The following is a 21,113-nucleotide window of genomic DNA, read 5'->3' on the forward strand; positions in this document are numbered from 1 at the left end:
GGTTGCAGACCTTCAAGGCTGCGCAGCCAAAGTATAGATGCACTCCATCTGCTGCCATTTGCCGGCGTTGACCCCCGGCTTCGCAAAAGGCAGGGCTTGCTGCAACGTATCCATGAGCTGACTCCACGCCTGCACGTCCGCATTGTTTGCATCGGCGCTCGCCTTGGCTTCCGCCGAATACCACGGCTCGACGTCCATGATCATGAACAGTCGGTTACCGATCAGGTAAATCTCCAGCACGGCGATGCCTGCGTCCCGAAGCGAGCGAGTCACCCCGGACGGCGGGCCGCCGGGCGCGTGCCAGCGTTTGTAACTGGCGATGGCTTCGGGATCGTCCCGAAGATCGACCGCGAAGCACATCCGCCGCGTCATGGTCACATCGTCCAGCCGCCGTCGATGGTGTGCGTCTGGCCGGTGACGAACTTCGAATCGTCGCTGGCCAGATACAACGCGAGCAGCGCGATTTCTTCCGCCGTGCCGAGACGTCCCATGGGCTGGCGAGCGATGAATGCTTTGCGAGCACCTTCGTAGTCGCCGGTCGCCGCCATGCGCTGATGCAACGACGGGGTATCGACCGTGCCCGGACAGATGGCGTTACAACGAATGCCGCGGCCGATGAAATCCATCGCCACCGATTTGGTGAGGCCGACGATGGCGGCCTTGGTCGCGCAGTAGGCGAACCGATTTGGCACCGCCTTGAAGCCTGCGATCGAGGACATATTGACGATCGAGCCGCCGCCGGCTTCGATCATCTTCGGCAGGAACGAGCGGATGATGCGAAACATCGGTGTCACATTCAGATCCACCGACGTGTTCCACGCGTTGTCATCGCACTCGAGAATGGTGCCGGCGTGAACGTACCCGGCGCAGTTGAAGATCACATCCACGGCGCCAAGGTCGGCCGCCAGCGCATTGATGGCCGCACCATCGCGCACGTCCAGCCGACGCGTTTCGCAGCCTTGCAGCTCGGACAGCTTGCCCGCATCGATATCAGTGGCAATGACGCGCGCACCTTCGCGAGCGAACAGCTCGGCGGTAGCACGACCGATGCCCTGCGCGGCAGCGGTCACCAATGCGGTTTTGTTGGCCAACCTCGACATGAAATTCTCCAAGGAGTCAGCAGCGCTCAGCGCACCGATTTGATAGGCAGCACGAAAAACGAGCCGGCAAACACGAACACCATCGCCGAGACGAACAGCCACTGATAGTCGTTGCCCGACAGGTTCAGCAGCCAGGCGCACCACACCGGGCTCAGGATCTGCGGCACGTTGACGGCGCTGGTGAGAATGCCCAGGTCTTTGCCGGTGGACTCGCTGCCCGCGCCGGTCAGCGACTTCGGCAGCACCTGGGTCATCAGCGCCATGTCCACGCTCATGAACGCGCCGTAGCCGATGCCCATCAACGCCGCGTACCAGAGCATGCCGGGCACGGTATCGAAGATCAGCGGCACCGTGAGCGCGATGCCCATGACGATGCTGGAAAGAAAAACCAGCGGCTTGCGACGGCCGATGGCGTCGGACAACAACCCGGAGCCCAATCCCGCGATCACCAGCGCGATGAACGTGACCGTCGACAAGGTCGCAATCATGCGATTCGCGTTGTCGAGGGACAGCCCGATGTAGTCCTGCAAGATATATAAGAGATAAGTGACGATGCCCTGGTAGCCCATGTAGATGGCGAACCGGCCACAGAAGGCCCAGGCGAAATCCGGGTGCTGGCGCGGGCTGATCCAGAAGCTCTTGAAGAACGCGCCGAGCTGCATCGGCCCCGGCGCTGCGCCGTTGAAGCGCGGCTCGGGATTGAGCATCACGAACGCAACGCAGACGACCGCGATTGCGACAGCAAACAACAGATACGCGATCGTGAGTGTCGAGGCCATGTAGCCCGCGACCACGATGCCGATCGTTCCGCCCGCAGTCATGCCCGCGCCGACAAAGCCTGAAACGGTGCCGCGCTCGTGCTCGGGAAAGCGATCGGCCACGATGGTGGTCAAGGCCGCCTGCATCGAATTCAACGCAACGGTGGCGCCGACCCAGAAGAACGTGATCGACCACAGATTGCGCATCTGTGAGGCCGCGAACAAACACAGGGCGCCGGTGACGGCGCCGATGGCGATCCACGGCGTGCGGCGTCCCCAGCGACTGCGCGTGCGATCGGAAAGCGCGCCGGCAATCGGCGTCGTCAGCGTGCTGAAGATCGAGGTGATCGCGAACACGATGGCGAGATCGCGCGCCTTGTTGGCGGGATCGATGGCCTGGATCTGATTCGGCAGCAGCACCGACAGCACCGCGCAATACAGCGCGAGCAGTACGAAGAACACCGTGGTGAGCGACCCCAGCAGCAACCAGCGGTGCGCTCCACTGACGTGCGCGCCCGTTGCCGTGACGGCATTGGCGTCCGCCGGTACGGAAGCATCGGGTCCTGACAACACGGAGCTCATCTTACGCAGTTACGACAAAAGGTTCAGTCCTCAACCCACCTGCTGCAAACGCTGTTGAGGTGGCACATGTCCCAGCTCGGCGCGGGTCAGCACCTCCGGCCGACGCCAGGTCCGCCGCGCCAACTCACTCAGCACCAGGCCGTGGCCCGGCTGTTCCGAGCCCCAGATGCGACCGTCACGAATCTCGTACGGTTGCTCGACCAGATGCTCGAAGTTCTGGAACGAATACTCCACCCACTCCACGCCCGGCAATGCCAACGCCATGTTCACGCCGAGCTCGAGGAACGTGTTGCCCATGGTGATGCGCGCACCCATGTCGGCCGCGAGCCAGCCGATGCGCATTACGTCCGTGACATGGCCATGCACGTTGAGCAGATCGGAGACTCGCGCCTCAAGCAGCTTGCGCTTGCCGGACACGTCGAGATATTCGCCGGCATTCACCAGCGTCGGCCCGCACTGATCCTGGATCAACTTCAGACCGGAGAAGTCATCGCGCAGGATCGGATCCTCGACCCAATAGATGTCATGACCGGCCTTCTGCATCAAGCTCAGATTGCGAATCGCCTGCTTCGGCGTCCACGCCTCGTTCGCGTCCACCATGATCAAGGCGTCACGACGCACCACCTTCTTGAGAATCGCCAGCCGATGCAGATCGCGCTCGATCTCGGAGTGACCGACTTTGATCTTGAACGCTTTGAAGCCTTGCGCATCCGCCTGCGCGAACAGCTGCTGGAACTCGTCATCGGACAAGTGAAAGTCGAGACCGCTGGCGTACGCCTGAACATCGCGTCGTTCCGCGCCGAGCAGTTCCCACAACGGCAGCTTCACCGACTTGGCAAACAAGTCCCACACCGCGTGCTGAAGCGCTTCCTCGAACGGCAGCGTCAACTTGCGAATGTTGCCGCCGCGCGGCCGGCGCACCGCGTGCGCCACCGCTTCGACTTTGCGTCCCTGCAGCTTCGGCCAGACTTCTTCGCGAAACACCCGCTCGATCTCGGCTTCGGCCGGCAGCGGATGAAACAGCGACTGCACGAAGCCGAGGCCGGTCTCACCGCGCTCGCCGATCAGCTCCAGCGTCGCCAGGTGCACGTCGTCGGCGCGCACCTGACTGTCGCCGATGACGCGATCGCGGGCGAACTGAAAGCGAGTGATACGGAAGTCGACAATGTTCATCAAAAGGTCCTATCTATGATCGAAAGCGGCCGAGGCCCTTCCGATGGCTCGTCAAAACGTCATGCGCACGCCCGCCACATAGCGACGGCCGGTGGTGCGGTATTCCTTGGTGCGATCCGGGCTGGTCGAGTAGATGAACTCTTTCTCGTCGCCCAGATTGATGCCTTCCAAAGACAGGGTGACGCTATCCGTGAGCTTGAAGCCGAAGCTGGCGTCGAGCTGACCGTAGTCGTCGAAATATTCCGGATCGCCGTTGCGACCGCTCGCCACCTGCAGGAAGTTCTCGCGGAAGGTGTAAGCGAGACGCGTCTGGATGCGATCCTTTTCGTAGAACGCGACCAGGTTATAAGAATTGCGCGACAGGCCCTGCAGACCGAACGACGCACCCGACACGGCGTTCGTGTACGAGGCATCGCTCTCCACATACGTGTAGTTCGCCTGCACGCCCAGGCCATCGAACGGCGCGGGCAGATTGTCGAACACCTGCTGATAGCCGAACTCGAGGCCCTTCACGGTCGCGCCTTCGCCGTTCTCCGGCTGCGTGATCTGGAACTCGACCTGATCCACCAGCTGCGGCGTGGTCGCATCGGCGACGAACGAGTCGATGTTCTTATAGAACGCCGCGCCCGACAGCACGCTCAGATCGGCGAAGTACCACTCCAGGCCGACTTCGACCTGCGAGGCGCGGAACGGCTCGAGGTCCGGGTTGCCGCGATTGATCGTTTCATTACCCGGGTTGCTGAGAATGGTCTGCGCAGGCGACAGATCCGACAGCGTCGGACGCGTCATCACGCGCGATGCCGAGAAGCGCGCGACCAGGTCGTCAGTCACGTCCAGCTTGACGTTCAACGAAGGCAGGATGTCGGTGTAGTCGCCGCTGAAGCTGATGGGCACCACCGGCGACAGCACGATGATGTTCTGACCCAGGCCGTTCGGCGCAGCGCTCACCACCGTTTGTGCCGCACCGGACGATGTGAACTTGGTGTTCTCGAAGCGAATGCCGGTGTTCACGGAGAATGGCATCGTGCCAACCTCGCCTTTGAACTCGACCATGAAGTACGCGAGGTTCACGTCTTCGGTCACGACGGAGCTCTGCGCCGGATCGAATGTTGGATCGACGTAGCCTACGCCGTTTGTCGGCGTATTGGCGCGCAGCACTTCGACGAACGCGCGCGGATCGTAGTCGACCCAGTCGCGGATGATGTTGCCGTTGTGCGAAGAGAAGAAATTCATGTTCGTCGGCCGGAACAGGCTCGACGGCATGGGCACGAACACGCTGCCGCCGCAGAACGCACACTGCGAAGAGAATGGCATGCTGATCGTATCGATGGTCTTCTCACGCTCGGCACGGCCGATACCGGCGAACAGCGCGATGCCGGTGCCTGCATCCCAAGAACCGTCCAGACGGAACTCACGCGTCTCGTCCTTGAAGTCCGAGCCGCCGTCGTTCTCGTAGTGCGCGCCGATGTTGTTCAGATCGGTCGCGGCGTTGGCGTAGTTCGGGCTGAAGAACGAGTAATCGTAGATCTGGCTGCCATTGCGGCGATCGAACTCCAGCGTCATGCCGGTGCGGCGGATGGTGGAGAAATAATTGTCCTCCTTGCCCTCGCGCGTCGCTTCGGAGGCCGAGGCGTCGAAGGCGAGGCGGAAGTCGCCCGGCGTCCATTCGACGTTGTAGCCGATGAGCTTGGTCTCGGTGAGACGCGGCGAGCGCGTCACGATCTGATCGACGAAGCCGTTCTCGATGCGCTGATACACGGCCGAGTTGCCTTCGACCACCTGCTCCACCAGCGTGCCGCCGCTGAAGTCATAGGCGAGGCCGGTGCTGTGATCGACCTGGTCGAGCTTGGAATAAAAACCTTCCAGGCTCATGGTCACTTCGTCAGCCGGCTTGTACTGAATCGTGAGATCCGCGGCGGTGCGCTCGCGCTCGCTCAGCACGAAGAACGGCGACAGATTCGACGGCATGTCGACGTTGCTGAAGTCCGCGACGTTCGGACCTGTGCGGTTATAGAAGTAATCGGTCGGAGCAACATTGCCGCGCTTCACGTGGCCAGCGCCGATGGTGAACTCGTCATCGCGCAGCTCGCGCTTCTGATAAGTGCCCACCAACGACACGCCGAAGTCGCCGGCATCGTTGCGGAAGCTCACCAGACCGGACGCGGATGGGCCATAGTCGTCGGCGAGATCGTTATAGATCGTACGCAGCTGACCGCTGGCCATGAACGGATCGCCTTCGAGCGGCTTGACGGTCTTGATGTCCACCGTCGCGCCAATGCTCGCGCCCATCAGATTCGCCTGCGGGCTCTTGTAAACATTCGCGCCCGAGATCAATTCCGAAGGCAGCACGTCGAAGCTGAACTCGCGGCCGACGTTCTCCGTCGCCAGCGTGCGGCCGTTCAACGTCACGACGTTGAATTGCGGACCGAGACCGCGCACCGAAATGAACTGACCGTCGCCGCGGTTACGCTCGATGGTCACACCGTTGATACGTTGCAGAGACTCGGCGACGTTCTGGTCCGGCAACTTGCCCAGGTCTTCGGTCGCGATGGCGTCGACCGCGCCGATCGACGAGCGCTTGATCTCGACCGCCTGCTGCAAGCTGCTGCGCAGACCGGTGACGACCACCTCTTCGAGACCACCTTCGGCGGCAGCGCCCGTGTTCTGCGCGGCGGGCTCCGGAGCGGGCGCGGCTTCTTGAGCCAACGCGCCCTGAGCCAGGACCAGCGAGGCCGCCGGCAATAGATAAGAGAAGTAAGGACCCAACCTTCTTTTGAGCGCGTATGTCATTGCCATCCCCCAGACTGCGATACGGTTGTCGCGTATTAATATCGAGAATCGACTGACTGATATATTACAACCGTTCTATAAGATTTCAATAGGTCGCTGTGGGATGATCACGAAAGGCGCATCAACGCCTGCAAGCCTCGGAGCGCACAGGGAATTTTTCACGCGGGGGCGCGACCGCCAGCGCACGCGAAAAGCTTCAGCTCACTGATATATCATGCAGCCCATGTCCAGCCGACGAACCCAGCAAGCGGAACTGCGCCAAGCTCCGACCTCTCCCGACGCGGAAGCCACCTCCGACGGTCGTCGTCTGAGCGATGTGGCCTATCAGGCCATTCTCGAAGGCCTGTTCACGCGCAAAGTGCCCACCGGGGCGTTTCTCTCACAGAGCGATCTGGTCCGAATGCTCGGCGTGCCGGTCCAGCCGTTGCGCGATGCCTTGCGCATTCTCGAGGCCGAAGGCGTGTTGACCATTCATCCTCGCGCCGGCATCGAGTTCCTCAAGCCCGACCTGGAGCTGGCGCGCAGTACTTATCAATTCCGCTCTATCATCGAGCGCGCGGCGGCACGCAGCTACGCGGAAACTGGCGACGCCGCAGCGATCGGGCAATTGATCCAGGATCATCAGGCGTTGATCGATGAGGTCGGCAGCAAAGGACTGCTGCCCGAACATCTCGCACCGCTACAGTCATTGGAAGATCGGCTGCACGGAGAGATGGTCGCCAGCCTGCGCAATCCGCTGATCGAGACCACGGCGCGGCGACTGAAGAACTATCTGATTCTGATCAAGCTGGATCGGCGCATCACCGCGCCGCTGGCGTTGCGCACGCTGCGCGAACACATGGAGATTCTCGAAGCCTGTCAGCGACGCAATGCCGATCAGGCCGAAGCGGCGCTGGGTCGCCACTTCCAGGCGGCGCTACAGCGGATTCTCGGGATGGTTTGAACGGCGGCCGCTGTTTAAGCTGTAACGGAACGATCGGCGCCGAGTCGAATCACCAGATCGGCGCGCCCCGGCATCTCGATCAAGATATGCCGCGTCAGCCGCTCGTAATGCTGGACGAAGCGCGCCAGCGCCGCATCCGTCATCACTCCTGAGCTCACACCGGCGGTCTGCGCGCGCAGCTCGTGTTCTTGTTGAGTGCGCCACTTGAGCACGACATCGAACGACGGCGCAGCGAGCAGCACGAGCATATCGATCTTCGCAAACAGGCGTTGATACTCGCCGCCCAGCGCATCGTTGACGTAGCGGCGCCAGCGCCCATCGACGTCCTCATTGGCTTCGAGCTGGTTGACAGGCTGATCCAGCGCTTCAAGTCCCTGCGGCCGAGCCCCGACACACCATCCTTCGAACAACACCAGCTGCGCCGGCCCCTGCAGCGAATCCCAATCTGCCTGCGGGCGACGATCGTCGATGGCTTTATCGAAGCGCGGCAGGAGCACTCGCCCGCTGTGAGCCAGAGCATTCAATGTGTGGACGCCGAGCTTCGTATCGTGCGTGCCCGGCACACCACGCGTACGAAGCAGTGGATGCACGTGCTGCGCGAGCGTGACTCGATCCGCGAGCGATAAATACAAATCGTCGAGAGAAAGATTCGCGACGGTGAGACCGGTCTGAGTGAAATGCGCCGTCAGCGTCTTACAGACCGTGCTCTTGCCGCTGCCCTGACTGCCGCAGATGCCGACAACCAGCGGCCGTCGGCCACGGCTCGGCAGGCGAGCCTGGATGGCGCGCTCGATCAACGTCGCGGCGGACAATGTTTCAGGCGACACGGTTTGGGGGCGTTCGGCCGGCGAAAAAGCTGTCCAGATTATCGGCCATTTGCATGCCCATGGCAGTACGCGCTTCCAGCGTTGCGCTCCCCAGGTGCGGCAGCAGGACTACGTTTTCGAGCTCCATCAGCGCGGGCGATACGGCGGGCTCGCGCTCGTACACGTCGAGGCCAGCCGCCGCAATCTGTCGGTGCGCGAGCGCATTCGCCAACGCCTCTTCGTCCACGACACTGCCGCGCGCCGTGTTGATGAGAATCGCCGACGATTTCATGCGGGACAGAGATTGCGCGTTGATCAAGTGACGCGTGGCCGCGCCACCTGGGCAATGTAACGACACGACATCGGATGCGGCCAACAAACTTTCCAGCGTCGGATGATGCTCGGCTGCCAGCGCGCTCTCTTCCTCCGCGCTGGCGCGGCTGCGTGAGTGATATGCGATGCGCATGCCGAGCGCGGCCCGCGCACGGCGCGCAGTTTCCTTGGCAATGCGGCCGAAACCGATCAGGCCCAAGGTCTTTCCTTTCACATCCATGCCGAGCAACTGCGTCGGCGCCCACCCCGTCCATTTGCCCATGCGTAACAGGCGCTCGCCCTCGCCCGCGCGCCGGCTCGCCATCAGTATCAATAGGATGGAGAGCTCCGCCGTGGCCTCCGTCAGCGCATCCGGCGTATTGGTCACAACCAAATTGGCGCTCTTGGCCGCGACGATATCGATGTGCTCGAAGCCCGCGCCGAAGTTGGCAATGATGCGGGTCTTCAATCCGGGGCTGGCCAACAGCCCCGCGTCCAGCTTGTCAGTGATGGTCGGAGACAAAGCGTCATAACTTCGCAGCGCCATCAACAACGCTTCCCGACCGAGCGGTCGATCGTCGGGATTCACGGTCACTTCATAGCTGGCGCGCAATCGCTCCAGCACCGCAGCGGGCAATCGACGTGTGATGAGCAGGCTTGGACGGGACATAGTTGTTCCTTGTCGACTGGGCCTTCGGCCCTGTCGACTTTATGAGCATTTAGGCGAGGATCGACCGATCGATCTCCCTCACGTTGCATACGCTGGTTAGCGCCATCGCCACGCGCATTTCCTTGGCAAAAATATCCAGCATCTGGCTGACGCCCGCGCCGCCGTTCGCGGCGAGCGCAAACGCCCAGGCACGACCCAACAACACGCCTTCGGCGCCGAGCGCCAGCAAACGTACCGCGTCGAGGCCGGATCTGACACCCGAGTCCGCGAGAATCGTGAGCTTGCCCTTCACTGCATCGGCAATCGCCGGCAACGCCCGCGCCGATGAGAGAACGCCGTCGAGCTGACGACCGCCGTGATTGGAAACAACGATGCCGTCTGCGCCGAGCTGCGCGGCCGATTTCGCGTCATCCGGATCGAGAATGCCTTTGATGATCAGCGGCCCATCCCACGCTTGTCGCAGCCAATCGAGATCTTCCCAGCGAATCGACGGATCGAAGTTCGCACCCAACCAGCCCATGTAGTCGCCCAAGCCGCTCTTTTTGCCGAGCACGGAGGCTAGATTGCCGAGCGAATGCGGCCGACCGTGCAAGCCCACGTCCCAAGACCAGCCTGGCTTGCCCATGGCCTGCAACACTCGGCGCACCGGCGCAAAGCGACCAGACATGCCGGAATGCGCATCACGATAGCGCGCGCCAGGAATGGGCATGTCGACCGTGAACACCAGGGCCTGCGCGCCAACCGCCTTGGCTCGCGCCAACATGTCACGCATGAAGCCGCGGTCGCGGATCACATACAACTGGAACCAGATCGGCGCTGGACAGCCTTTGGCCACTTCTTCGATCGAGCAGATCGAGACGGTCGATAGCGTGAAGGGAATGCCGGCGTTGCAAGCCGCCAACGCGGCCTGAGCCTCGCCTCGGCGCGCACACATGCCGGAAATGCCGATCGGCCCGAGCGCCACTGGCATGGACAGCTTGCGGCCGAACAGGGTCGTGCTCAGATCGATCTTGGAAACATCGCGCAGCACGCGCTGCTTGAGCGCGATCTCGGTGAGATCGCTGACGTTGTTGTGCATGGTGCGCTCGTCGTAAGCGCCGCCATCGATGTAGTCGAACAGAAAGCGCGGCAGACGACGCTGCGCGGCGCGGCGGAAATCCTTGGACGAAGCGAGAATCATGCAGTCACCGGCAGCGGAGCGTCGGGGCGAACCAGTCCTTGTGTACGCAACTCGGCCCAGAAGGCCGCGGGAATCGGCAGCGCCAACCACTCCTTCGCACCGCGCACCTCGTCTGGATTGCGCATGCCCGGAATCACCGAGACGACTTGCGGATGCGCCAGCGGGAACTGCAGCGCCGCCGCCGCGAGCGGCACGCCATGACGGTCGCAAACGGCTTCGATGGCCGTCACTCGCGCAACGATGTCCGGCGGCGCCGGCTGGTACTCATACATCAAAGGACCTTTCCTTCGCGTTCCATTCCGCCCGTCGTGGGCAAGAATTCCGGAATTGTACGGGCCTCCGATCACGATCGAGACCTTTCGTCGCTCGCACAGAGGCAAGAAGGTCTGGAGCGCACTCTGCTCCAGCAGAGTGTAACGGCCGGCGAGCAGCATCATGTCGAAGTCGCCATGAGCCAACGCTTCTTCGCACACCTGCCACTCGTTCACGCCGAGCCCGATGGCGCCGACCGCACCGCCATCACGCAGCTCGCGCAGGGCTCGATAGCCGCCGTCCATGAATTGCGCAAACAATTGCGGATGCCGATCGCCATGCGCGTAACGACCGATGTCGTGCACGTAGAGCACATCGATATCCCGGCGCAGGCGCGCGCGGCTCTGTTCATAGGAGCGCATGACCGCGTCGTAGCTGTAGTCGTAAACGCTTTCGAATGGTTCGGGGGATACGAAACCCTGCCGGACCTGAGTCAAATCCGCATCGGGGCGCGGATCCAAACGCCGGCCCACTTTGGTGGAGATGACCACTCTTCGTTGCGGATCCAGCTCTGCCAGCGCGGCGCCCAGGCGTTTTTCGCTGAGGCCGAAGCCGTAATGAGGAGCCGTATCTATATAGAGAACGCCCTCGGCCAGAGCGGCCTGCACCGTCGCGAAAGCCACGTCATCCGGGATGGCGCGATACAGGTTGCCGAGGGCGCCCCCGCCAAAGCCCATCGGGCTGATTCGGTCTTGAACGCGGGCCGCCATGAGGTTTTGTCAGTCGTATATCAGATCTTCTTTATAATATATCAGTTCTTTTGTCCCGAGCGAACCTGGATCATGAGCGCACCGACCTTGCTTCCCGACCTTCCCGCTGATTGGCGCACGGCGACCCTGGTCGGCCGTCTGCAACTGGCCGACGGCCCGACCCCTGTCGTGGTCGTCGGCGGACGAGTGCGCGATGTGTCCCGTCATGCTCCGACGGTGTCCGATCTGTTGAGCCAGTGGCAAGGTGTCGCTCCATCCGGCGAGGACCTTGGGCCGTTGGATGAGCTTCCTCTCGTCCGTGCCTACGAGTCTCCGTCGGCGATTCGGTTGCTCGCGCCTTTCGATCTGCAATGTATCAAAGCGTGCGGCGTGACCTTCGCCATCTCGGCGGTCGAGCGAGTGATCGAGGAGCGCGCGCGAGGGAGCGCCGAGCAGGCTCACTCGATCCGTTCTGCGTTGAGCGAGCGCGTGGGCACGGATATTCGCTCAGTGCAGCCCGGCACCGATGCCGCGGCCCGACTCAAGGCGGCGCTCATCGCCGACGGCTTGTGGTCCCAATATCTGGAAGTCGCGATCGGACCGGATGCCGAGGTGTTCACCAAGTCGCCGGTGCTGTCGTCGATGGGCTGGGGCGACTGGATCGGCATTCGACCGGACTCGCATTGGAACAATCCGGAGCCGGAAATCGTGCTCGCCTGCGACCGACACGGCCGAACACTCGGCGCCTCACTCGGGAACGACGTGAATCTGCGAGATATCGAAGGGCGTAGCGCGCTGCTGCTCGGCAAGGCCAAGGACAATAGCGGGTCGTGTGCTGTCGGGCCGTTCATTCGGATGTTCGACGATACGTTCGGTATCGAGGATGTGCGCAACGCGGTCGTCACGTTGCAGGTGGTTGGTGAGGATGGGTTCGAGTTGCAGGGCGCGAGCTCGATGGCGCTGATCAGTCGCGATCCGCTCGAGTTGGTGAGGCAGACGCTCAGCTATCACGACTACCCGGATGGCTTCGCCCTATTCCTCGGCACGATGTTCGCGCCTACGCAGGATCGCGGTGCTGCTGGGCGAGGGTTTACGCACAAAGCTGGTGATGTGGTGCGGGTGACGTCGCAGAAGCTTGGAACGCTCGTTAATAAGGTGACGACGTGCGATAGGGTGCCTGCTTGGACGTTCGGTGTGACAGATTTGATGCGCAGTCTCGCTGGACGCGGCTTGTTGGTTAGCTGAAGAAGACCTGTACCCACGCGTCCTCTCCCCTTTCTGCGGAGTTTTCGGAGTGGCACTCGGCCGGGGTCCTGGCTCTGCGCGGTCGGGGTGGGCGGGCGGACATGGGGCGGCCGCGCTTCAATGATTTCGAGCTGAAGACATCTCGAAATCATTGGCGAGCCTTGCGCGCCGGAGGACTCGGCGTCACGGGTGTCAGTTGAGCCTTCCTACCTCACCAGCCGCCGAGTCGCAAACCGGCGCGCGGCGGCGGCCGCCAAATGTCCGCCCACCCACCCCGACCGCGCAGAGCCAGGACCGTGGTAACTTGAAACGATCAGGATTTCAGAAGGGATCCGCCAGCCACCGACGTTTTTTCTCTGAAAGCCGCTCGCTGAGGCCGATGAAACACGGCGCGCCGTCGGGGCCGATCAGTATCTCCACAGCACGCCGGCGGAGGGCACGATCGGTAGCCAGGAGTCTACGTCGCGAACGTAGCTGATCGAGCCGTCCTCGTTTTCGCGGACTTCGTATTCGACGCAGCACGGATTCTCACGCGACGTCGCGTTGCTGAGTTCGACGAAGACGTCGAGGGCGCCGCGGGGCAGGATGAAGGTGCGCGTCAGTCGCAGGTCCAGAGAATTGAAGTCGCCGAAGCGGCTGCGATTGCGCGCGGAGCTCTCGATGCTCGGCGTGCCGGTTTGTGGATCGAAGGTGAGCGAGGTGGTGGGCCAGCCGCTGTGATAGCTGTTGACGAGGGTTGCGGTCCAAGGGCCGCTGGCCCAGGTCACGCCGAGGTTGACTGCGTGTCGCTGATCCCAACTGCGGGGTACGTCGGTGTTGCCGACACGGTCCGTCACCTGCGACCAGGTGTAGCTGAGCCAGCCGCTCCACGGCCCTTTGGGGCGCATCTGCATCAGCACCTCGACGCCCTCGGCGCGAGCGCTGCGGGCATCGACCATCACGCGATCGAACTCTGCTTCAGGAAACAACACCAGCGGATCGAGGATGTTTTCGAAGCGGGGATGAATGCGTCGATAGTATTTGCGGTAGGCCTCGACGCGAACGTCGAAGCCGTCGAAGGCGTGCTCGACACTCATGATCGCGTGATCCGCGTGCTGCGCCGGATAGAACTGCGAGATGCCGTCCTCGACTTGCAGCTCGTTGATGCCCTGGGACTGATAGAAACGTCCCCATCCCGCGCGCAGCTTGGTCGCTGGCGACAGCATGTAGAGCACGCTGGTGCGCGGGCTCCATTGTTCGCCGTCGTCGCTGCCGTCATACGTCTGTACGTCGACGCGCATGCCGGCCTCGAGCGTCAGCTTGTTCCAGAATGTAGTCCGCATATCCCAGTAGGCGGAGTTCTCGAAACCCTCCGGCGAGGGCGACGCGCTTCGCGTGGTCACCGAGCCCGGAGAGCCGGGAAAGGGGAATCCGGGTGAGACGGTGAGATCGAGCGCATAGTCGTAATCGCCCCAGAGTTGTCGCACTTCGCCGCCGAAGCGATGACTCACGCCGCCGAAGTCCAGGTCGTTCTCCAATCGCAGCCCGGCGATATGAAACGTTCTGAGATCCCGGACTCGTCCGCTGCGCTGGCCTGGCTCTGCCACGGAGCCGTGGCGCTCGTTCACCAGATCGGTGAACGATCCGATGACCCGACTCGACGCGTCCGGCGACCACTCGTGATCCAGCGTGAGCCAGCCGTACGCGTTGCGATACCTGGCGCGCGCCAACTGAGTGTTCCGGTCACGATGAGCGACGATCTGATCGCCGGAGGCAAGCGCGTCGAAGGACACGCGAGTGGCGTCGGTCAACGCATATTCCGCGCGCGCAAAGCCGTCGGCGTAGTCCGGCTTGCCGAAATCCTGCTCGGCGAATTGCGCCAGGTCGCCGAGATTGCCACGCCTTGCCGAGATCAGCGCCTGGCCGCGCTCATCGTCGAACGTGGTTGCCGCCAGTGCGTTCACGTGAAACAGGCTGACGCCGACTTCGTAATAACGCTGGCCGGGATTGATGGTGTGGGCGTTGATGATGGCGCTCATGCGATCGCCATACGGAGCCGGAAAGCCGCCGGAATAAAACTCGATGCTGTCGATCAGGCGCGAATCGAGCAGGCTGATCGGGCTGTAGAAGTTCTTCAGGTGAAACGGCTCGTACAGCCGCAGGCCGTTCAGAATGATGGCGGTTTCATTCGGCTCGCCGCCGCGGATGGAGCTGATGCTCGACACGCCATTGGTCGCCGCGCCCGGCAGCCGCTGCACTGCTCGCAATGTTTCGTCCGCGAGACGCGGCATGGCCTGCACTTCGTCCTGAGTCAGGAAATTTTTGGGCGCGATGTTCTCCGCGGCCAGCGTGTAGCGACTGGTCTGAACGACGACCTCTTCCAACTCGTCCGGCTCCGCCTTCGGTGCAGCCGGAGCTCGGCGCGGAGGCGGGCCGTTCGAATTGCGAACGACCGCGAACACACGTGGGGCGGCTTCATGCAACGCCAGGCCATGCGCGGCCAGGATTTCTTCGGCGAGCGCCACCCCGTGATGCGCACTCGGTTCGGTCTCGACCCGCAGGCTCGCCGGGACGATCTGGTCGTTGTAGATGAAGATCAGACCTTCGGCCCGCAATCCATTGAGCACGTCGCCGACGCTACGGTCCTGCAGCTGCGCCAGCGCGGCATGGCAGATCAGCATTCCCGTCGACAGACAGACGAGGCGCCGGAGCGCTGGCTTCATTGCATTCCCATCGAGTTGCGGGCTTCCACAGGCGGGCCTGGAAAACAAAAGTGTACAGCGACAGCGAGACCGTCCATACGATCATCGCGCTCCACACGTCGTGCGAGACGAAGTGGGCGCCCCGCGCCTGCTGAGCGATGCCGAACATCAGACCCATTCCAAGGCCCGCTGCCAGGCCGAGGCGCGCGGCCCGACGACTGCGTTCGCGCAGCACGAAGTATAAAGCCAGCAGCGCATAACCGGAGCTGGCGTGTGCGGCAGGAAAGCAACGTGCGTGCCGCAAAACTTCGGGGCGATGTTCGAACAGATGAATGAACGGGAACGGGCCGCCGAACTCCGTCAGGTCGCGCGGACAGTCCACGTTGGTCAGTGTTTTCAGCAACCCGACCAGGCCCACCGACAGCGCGATCGAGACAAAGAAAAACAGCGCCGGTCTGCGCCAGTCCTGCAGTTGCGGTTGCTGCCAGGACACCGCCCAAAGCAGCAGCGACAGCACGGCGATACCACGCATCAGCCAGGCGCCGTCGCGATGAATCAGCTCATTGGCCCACCAGCTGCCCGCGCCGACCCAGCGAGCGCTGGCTTCATCGAAGAACAGTGCGTGCGCGACAGTGAGATCGTAGGTCGTGCTGGCAAGCAGGGCAGCGATGAGAATAAAGACCGTCAATGGCGTCCGCAGATGACGCCAGTAAAACATTGCGTTCGACATGCTTCAGAAAGATTTGCGGGTTTCGATCAGCAGTTGCAGGGAATCCACGTCGGCGGTGCGATCCAGCGGCATGGCCAGATCAATGTGCAAGACATTGCCCAGGCCGGAGCGGGCGCTGCCCAGCCGCAGGCCCAAGCCGACATCTTTGAGCCAACCTTCCGGAGCGGCGGCATGCTCGTCCTGACCCCACGCCCGGCCGGCGTCGAAGAACACCGCCGCGCCGACGTTGAACAGGTGCAGCGGCTGCCATGAGCTGTAGAAACGTTCTTCGAGCGTGAGCAGCGCGTTGGCGTCGCCGGCTTGATATCTCAGCGGATATCCACGCAGCCCGTTGTCGCCGCCGAGTAGCAGCTGTTTTTCGGGATCGAGCTGCGATGTGAGCGACGCGGTCACGGATGCGAAGAACACGCTGCGTTCGGACTGACGCAAATAGAATCGACTGTTCGCGTCCAGCACGGCGTCGGTCAGCTCGCCATCTTCGAGGCGGCCGCGCCATCCCAACGAATGGATGAGATAGCGTTCGCGATCCAGATCGGCGCCGGCCTGCAGCGAACCGTTGAGAATGAATGCGTCGCGGGTCGAGCCGAAGGCGGTGCTGGCGAAGCCGGCTTCGAGCCGGGCGCTGCGGCCGAGATAAAGATCCTCGGTCCGGCCGATCTGATCCAGGTTGCGCGTGCTCAGGTAGTTGTCTTCGATGAACTCGATGCCCACCCACGGATAGGCGAGCGTGCGGTCGTCCGGAATGCTCACCTCGAGCTCGTCCTGTCGAGTCGCGAACGAACGCGCGTCATAGCGGAAGCCGGCGAGATAGCGCACCGTCCAGCCATCGTGCAGCCCGGAGGAAAGGCCGCCACCGACATCGAACTGCCGCTCGTGCATGTCGAATCGCTCGATTCGCTTGCCGAGCGAATAACGCGAGATCGCGCTGTCTTCGTCCGACGCGCCCAGGTTCGCGCTCCAGTGCGAATCCAGCGCGTAGAACGGCCGCGACAATGCGAGCGCCTGCTCCGATCCATCGCTCATCGAAGAGTAGGCCGTCGATAGTGTCCACCAGCTACCAAACAAATGTGGATCGACGTATGCAAGTTGCCATGCCGTGCGATCCACGTCGCCGGTGCGCGCCAGCGAGATTTGTTTGCCGAGGCCGAGGAAGTTGGTGTCCTCGAACTTCATGCGCGTGCTGTTCTCGCCGCCCTTGCGGCCGAATGAGAAACCCGGGCTCAACGTCCAAACATCGTGCACGCGCACCAGCACGTCGACGGTGTTGTCGTCGTTGTAACTGACCGGAGTCACAGACGCTTCGTTGAGATAACGACGGCCGCGCAGCAGCCGTTCTGTTTCATCGAGCACGCGCCGATGAAACGGCTCGCCGCTACGAAACAATAGTTGCTGGCGTACGGTTTCATCGTGCGTCGAAATATGCAGTCCATTGACGACGCGATACGGTCCAGACAACGAGAGTGTGTCCTCGAATACTTCATCGACCCGGATGTCGATGCGACCGATGCGCGCGCCACGTTGCTCTAGCTCCGCATCCGTCGGCACCTGCGCTTGCTCGACAGTGATTCTTCCGGGCGCCAGCGCAAGCATCGTGTCGGCGCTGCGCGCGAGAGGAGGGATGATCAGTATCGAGGCAGCTGTAGTCGCAGCAGCAATTCGAGCGAAGCATGTCATCGAACCCCCCTCGCCGCCGGACCGGGCGGCGATGATTCGCTTGCCAGCTGGCGCTCAGCGAGTTGGACGCGATGGGGTGCTCGAATCAATCGGCGCGAGCTCGATGCCGATCTCGGTCGCGTCTGTTCGATAGCGACGGAATTGCGTTGTTGACAGCACGGCGGCGAGAGCCGCGTCCGCGTCGAGACCCTGGATGGAACCGCGCAATTTGACGCTGGCTGCCGCAGCTTCGGCATCCGGTGTGGCGTATACGAGATGGCGGCCGGTCTCTCGCGCGATCCATTGCAGGAAGGCGGCGAGCGGTTGATTGTCGATGTCGAAAGTGGGCGCGGCCTGCAAGGTCCACTGCCAGTACGGATCGGTGGCCGCCAGTATGCTACGGGTGAGTTGCCCATCCGTATTCAAGCGCAACACCTGTCCGGCTTCGCCTGTGTCGGAGCTCGTTGGGCTCGTGACCAGCACGCGGCCTTCGCGAACGCTGACGAGCATGGCGTCATTTTGAGTCCGCACTTCATATTGAGTGCCGACGTGCTGCACCGAGCCCGCGTGCGTGTTCACGGTGAGCGCGTCGCTTCCCTTGGCGCCGTCCGAAGGTGCGTCGATATAAACAGCGCCGGAAGCGAGAGTGATGCGATCGGCCGCGTCGACCGTCACGCGAGTATCGCGATCGAGCCGCAACGACAGCCCATCAGGAAACGAAACGGCAGCGCGTGACTGCGCATCGGTTTGCACGATGTCGCCGACACGAATGAATTCCCCGATCGCGCGAACGGTCGGATCGGTGTTGTCGGTGCTTGCCATCAAACGTCCGTTAGCGACGCTGGCAACCTGCGCCGCCTCCGGCGTCAAGTATCGATACGAGAAAGTGGACACCAATACGGCGAGCGCCACACCGGCAGCATAGCGCCAGGCAACGACGCGCTGCTGACGACGGCGCTGTTGCACGATATCGCGCCACTCGGCGTGAACTGCGGACATGACGTCGCGCGTCGCCTCGGACGAAGGCTCGTCGCGCGCGCCGACGGCGCGCAGCAGCTCTTCGATGCTGGCGTCGTGAGACTCGGGTTCGTTACGTACCGTCGTCATGGCGCTACTGTCTCATACCGGCGAGCACATCGCTCGCAGTCGATCCGAATACTGTCTCAACAGCTTCGCGAAACGCCGTCCGCGCGCGCGCCAGCAGCGATTGCGCCGCCGTGTGCCCGACCCCGAGCAGGGCGCCGATCTCCTCGACGCTCCGTCCTTCGATATATTTCCATTCCAGCACGTCGCCATAGCGCGCGGGCAGGCGGTCGAGCACGGTCTGCACCAGCCGGCGGGTCTCCGCCGTGCCGTAGCCTTGCATGGGCTCGTCGGCGGCGGGCCCGGCAATGGCTTCCAGCGCTTCCCGAAGTCCCGGAGTGTCGTCGATCAGCACTACATTCTGATGATGCCGCTGGTGGGCGCGCAGATAATCCACGATCTGCCGGCGACAGATCTGGCACAACCAGCTGAAAAGCGCCGACTCGCCGCGAAATCCGGCCAGGCCGCGCATCGCCTTGATCAGCGTCGCTTGCACCACTTCCTTACAGGCCTCCGCGTCGTTGCTCAGCCGGGGCAGGGCAAAACGGTAGACGCGCGGGAAGTAGGTCTCGAAAAAGCGGCGAAAAGCGGCCTCGTCGCCCTTCAACATGGCGGCGATCAGGGCGCTGTCGGTGCTTTGCTCGGGAGTCACTTGCCAGGTAAGACGTCGGACGTCGACAAATCAATCGCGGCTTACTCATGACTGCCGCCATGTCGACAGCCGGCCGTCAGATCCAGGCCGCGATCATAAACCTGGTTGCGCACTTCGGCTGCCCCCAGCACGGTGTGGTAGAAAAAATCGTGGCTGATCGGCAGCTTGGCCGCGGCGCCCAGGCAATCGGGCTGGACCTGCGAGCGCCGCAAGTAGCCTTCGGAGGTCCACATCATCATTGGCACATCTTTCTGCACGGCTGGGGCAAAGGCGTACGGCATGCCGTGTAGGAAGATGCCGTTTTCGCCCAGCGACTCGCCATGATCGGAGACATAAATCAGCAAGCTGTCGAGCCTGAAGGCCTGGTCGCGAAGCAGGCCGATCTGCCGGGCCAGCACATGATCGGTGTAGGCGATGGTGTTGTCATAAGCATTGGCGATTTCCTGCTGGCTGCAATGCTGGAGCTGGTTCGAGCGGCACGCCGGCTTGAACCGCTCACGATCCGCCGGGTAGCGCTCCGAATACGCCGGGCCGTGGCTGCCTTTCTGATGAAACACGAATACCGTGTCGCGCTGGATGCGGCTCAGGACCTCCGGCAGATCCGCCAGCATCACTTCGTCGTAACAGTTCGAGCCCTGGCAATACCGAGGGTCGCGCGACTGGTTGTAATCGATGCTGGTTACCCTGGCGCAAACGCCTTTGCAGCCAGAGTTGTTATCGCGCCATTGCACGTCGAAGCCCGCTCGCACCAGCGAGTCGAGCAGATTGGTGTAGCGCTCCGCCTCGTCCACTTTGAAATCGGCACGGGGCAGGTGAGAAAAGAGGCAGGGTACGGAGATCGCCGTCGAGGTGCCGCAAGAGGTGACGTTCGAAAAGTAGGTCAGACCGGAGATTTTGGAAAGCTCGGGATTCGTTTCGCGCGCGTAGCCGCCCAGTTGAAAGTTGGCGGCGCGGGCCGTCTCGCCGATGACGAGGAACAACACCAGCGGTTTCGCCGCGGGAGCCGCTGTGCGTTCTACCTTGCCAGCCGGATCTGCTAACGGTTGATCCGCACGGCTGTCCCGACTGTCAGCGACCATACCGATCATGCTGACCACCTGCGCGACCGGATTGAGCGTGTATCTGATCGGCTTGTGAGCGCGAAAGAATGTGGCGTAGTCGGCCGAGTTGGCGAACATTCCGGCCACCGCCAGCGCCAATGCGACGACGATCGCCAGCGCGCGCCGGCCAAGCTGAGCGCGCCAGGTCGTTCGCGGCAGCTGGACGCGCCACACGAGGATCGCGGGAACGCATCCCAGCAACACGAGATGTAGCCACAGGTCGGGGCTCATCAGGGCCGTGACCTCGGCTCGATCGGTCTGTAGCACGTTGCGCATCATCTCCTGATTCATGATGGCGCCATACTCGCTGCAGAAATACGCACCGAGCGCTGCGATCACGAACAGCAGGCTGGCGCCAGCGCGTATCAGCCACCGGCCCGGCAGGAGGAGTAACAACAACGCCAGCACGGTCCAGGCCACTACGAACAACGAGACCATGAACAGGAACGAACCGACGCCGGCATGCCACATCGCGTCCGCCGACAGTTCCCAGAAACGGACGTTGTAGAGGAGCAGCCAGATGAACGAGACGCCGAATGCGAACGTGACGTCCGACGAGCAGACAATTCCGGTGGCCCAGCGCTCGCGCAAGCGTGCGTACAGTGGCAGCGCCGGAGCAAAAACATGTTGTGTGTGCATCGCCCGGTTGGACGG

Annotated in this window: 17 protein-coding genes; 2 read left to right on the plus strand and 15 right to left on the minus strand. The window is 62.6% G+C overall.

Annotation, left to right across the window (positions count from 1 at the left end; all coding sequences use genetic code 11):
• Nucleotides 1-12: 12 nt before the first annotated feature.
• From VGD45_RS30775 to VGD45_RS30795, 5 genes are read right to left on the minus strand one after another with little or no spacing between them, the layout of a single operon-like run.
• A complete protein-coding gene (locus tag VGD45_RS30775; RefSeq protein WP_331159242.1) occupies nt 13-372 on the minus strand; it encodes an L-rhamnose mutarotase in 360 nt (119 codons plus the stop codon).
• A gap of 2 nt (nt 373-374) precedes the next feature.
• A complete protein-coding gene (locus tag VGD45_RS30780; protein ID WP_331159243.1) occupies nt 375-1,100 on the minus strand; it encodes an SDR family oxidoreductase in 726 nt (241 codons plus the stop codon).
• A gap of 26 nt (nt 1,101-1,126) precedes the next feature.
• Nucleotides 1,127-2,431 (minus strand): MFS transporter, encoded by a 1,305-nt coding sequence (locus VGD45_RS30785; protein WP_331159244.1) that lies wholly within the window; start codon nt 2,429-2,431, stop codon nt 1,127-1,129.
• Nucleotides 2,432-2,470: 39 nt separating this feature from the next.
• Complete coding sequence (locus tag VGD45_RS30790) at nt 2,471-3,613, minus strand: mandelate racemase/muconate lactonizing enzyme family protein (RefSeq protein ID WP_331159245.1); 1,143 nt, start codon at nt 3,611-3,613, stop codon at nt 2,471-2,473.
• A 51-nt stretch (nt 3,614-3,664) separates the two neighbouring features.
• The gene (locus VGD45_RS30795; RefSeq protein ID WP_331159246.1) at nt 3,665-6,403 is read right to left on the minus strand and encodes a TonB-dependent receptor; all 2,739 of its coding nucleotides are present in this window, start codon (nt 6,401-6,403) and stop codon (nt 3,665-3,667) included.
• A gap of 223 nt (nt 6,404-6,626) precedes the next feature.
• Between VGD45_RS30795 and VGD45_RS30800 the strand changes: the two genes are divergently transcribed.
• On the plus strand, nt 6,627-7,346 hold the full coding sequence (locus VGD45_RS30800; RefSeq protein WP_331159247.1) for a GntR family transcriptional regulator: 720 nt from the start codon (nt 6,627-6,629) through the stop codon (nt 7,344-7,346).
• A gap of 14 nt (nt 7,347-7,360) precedes the next feature.
• Here the strand turns inward: VGD45_RS30800 and VGD45_RS30805 are convergent, their stop codons facing one another.
• From VGD45_RS30805 to VGD45_RS30820, 4 genes are read right to left on the minus strand one after another with little or no spacing between them, the layout of a single operon-like run.
• Nucleotides 7,361-8,173 (minus strand): hypothetical protein, encoded by an 813-nt coding sequence (locus VGD45_RS30805; protein ID WP_331159248.1) that lies wholly within the window; start codon nt 8,171-8,173, stop codon nt 7,361-7,363.
• Entirely contained in the window at nt 8,163-9,134 is a 972-nt protein-coding gene (locus VGD45_RS30810; RefSeq protein WP_331159249.1) for a D-glycerate dehydrogenase, read from the minus strand. Before VGD45_RS30810 ends, VGD45_RS30805 begins: the two co-directional genes overlap by 11 nt.
• Before the next feature lie 49 nt (nt 9,135-9,183).
• The gene (gene lldD, locus VGD45_RS30815) at nt 9,184-10,314 is read right to left on the minus strand and encodes an FMN-dependent L-lactate dehydrogenase LldD (RefSeq protein WP_331159250.1); all 1,131 of its coding nucleotides are present in this window, start codon (nt 10,312-10,314) and stop codon (nt 9,184-9,186) included.
• Nucleotides 10,311-11,336, minus strand: a complete 1,026-nt coding sequence (locus VGD45_RS30820) for an aldo/keto reductase (protein ID WP_331159251.1) — start codon at nt 11,334-11,336, stop codon at nt 10,311-10,313. Before VGD45_RS30820 ends, lldD begins: the two co-directional genes overlap by 4 nt.
• A gap of 72 nt (nt 11,337-11,408) precedes the next feature.
• Here VGD45_RS30820 and VGD45_RS30825 point away from each other — a divergent pair, with 72 nt between their 5' ends.
• Nucleotides 11,409-12,560, plus strand: coding sequence for a fumarylacetoacetate hydrolase family protein (locus VGD45_RS30825; RefSeq protein ID WP_331159252.1), 1,152 nt, complete (start codon nt 11,409-11,411; stop codon nt 12,558-12,560).
• A 407-nt stretch (nt 12,561-12,967) separates the two neighbouring features.
• On the opposite strand, the gene VGD45_RS30830 is transcribed toward VGD45_RS30825, so the two are convergent.
• The 6 genes from VGD45_RS30830 to VGD45_RS30855 form a co-directional block, all read right to left on the minus strand.
• Complete coding sequence (locus tag VGD45_RS30830) at nt 12,968-15,262, minus strand: TonB-dependent receptor plug domain-containing protein (protein WP_331159253.1); 2,295 nt, start codon at nt 15,260-15,262, stop codon at nt 12,968-12,970.
• A complete protein-coding gene (locus VGD45_RS30835; RefSeq protein ID WP_331159254.1) occupies nt 15,177-15,971 on the minus strand; it encodes a phosphatase PAP2 family protein in 795 nt (264 codons plus the stop codon). Before VGD45_RS30835 ends, VGD45_RS30830 begins: the two co-directional genes overlap by 86 nt.
• 3 nt (nt 15,972-15,974) lie before the next feature.
• Entirely contained in the window at nt 15,975-17,645 is a 1,671-nt protein-coding gene (locus VGD45_RS30840) for a hypothetical protein (RefSeq protein WP_331159255.1), read from the minus strand.
• Nucleotides 17,646-17,699: 54 nt separating this feature from the next.
• A complete protein-coding gene (locus VGD45_RS30845) occupies nt 17,700-18,731 on the minus strand; it encodes a FecR family protein (RefSeq protein ID WP_331159256.1) in 1,032 nt (343 codons plus the stop codon).
• A gap of 4 nt (nt 18,732-18,735) precedes the next feature.
• Nucleotides 18,736-19,317: an RNA polymerase sigma factor gene (locus tag VGD45_RS30850; RefSeq protein ID WP_331159257.1), complete on the minus strand. Its 582-nt coding sequence runs from the start codon at nt 19,315-19,317 to the stop codon at nt 18,736-18,738.
• A gap of 83 nt (nt 19,318-19,400) precedes the next feature.
• The gene (locus tag VGD45_RS30855) at nt 19,401-21,098 is read right to left on the minus strand and encodes a phosphoethanolamine--lipid A transferase (RefSeq protein ID WP_331159258.1); all 1,698 of its coding nucleotides are present in this window, start codon (nt 21,096-21,098) and stop codon (nt 19,401-19,403) included.
• Nucleotides 21,099-21,113: the final 15 nt, after the last annotated feature.

Source organism: Steroidobacter sp. (assembly GCF_036402275.1).
In the GTDB taxonomy this organism is placed as follows: Bacteria; Pseudomonadota; Gammaproteobacteria; order Steroidobacterales; family Steroidobacteraceae; genus Steroidobacter.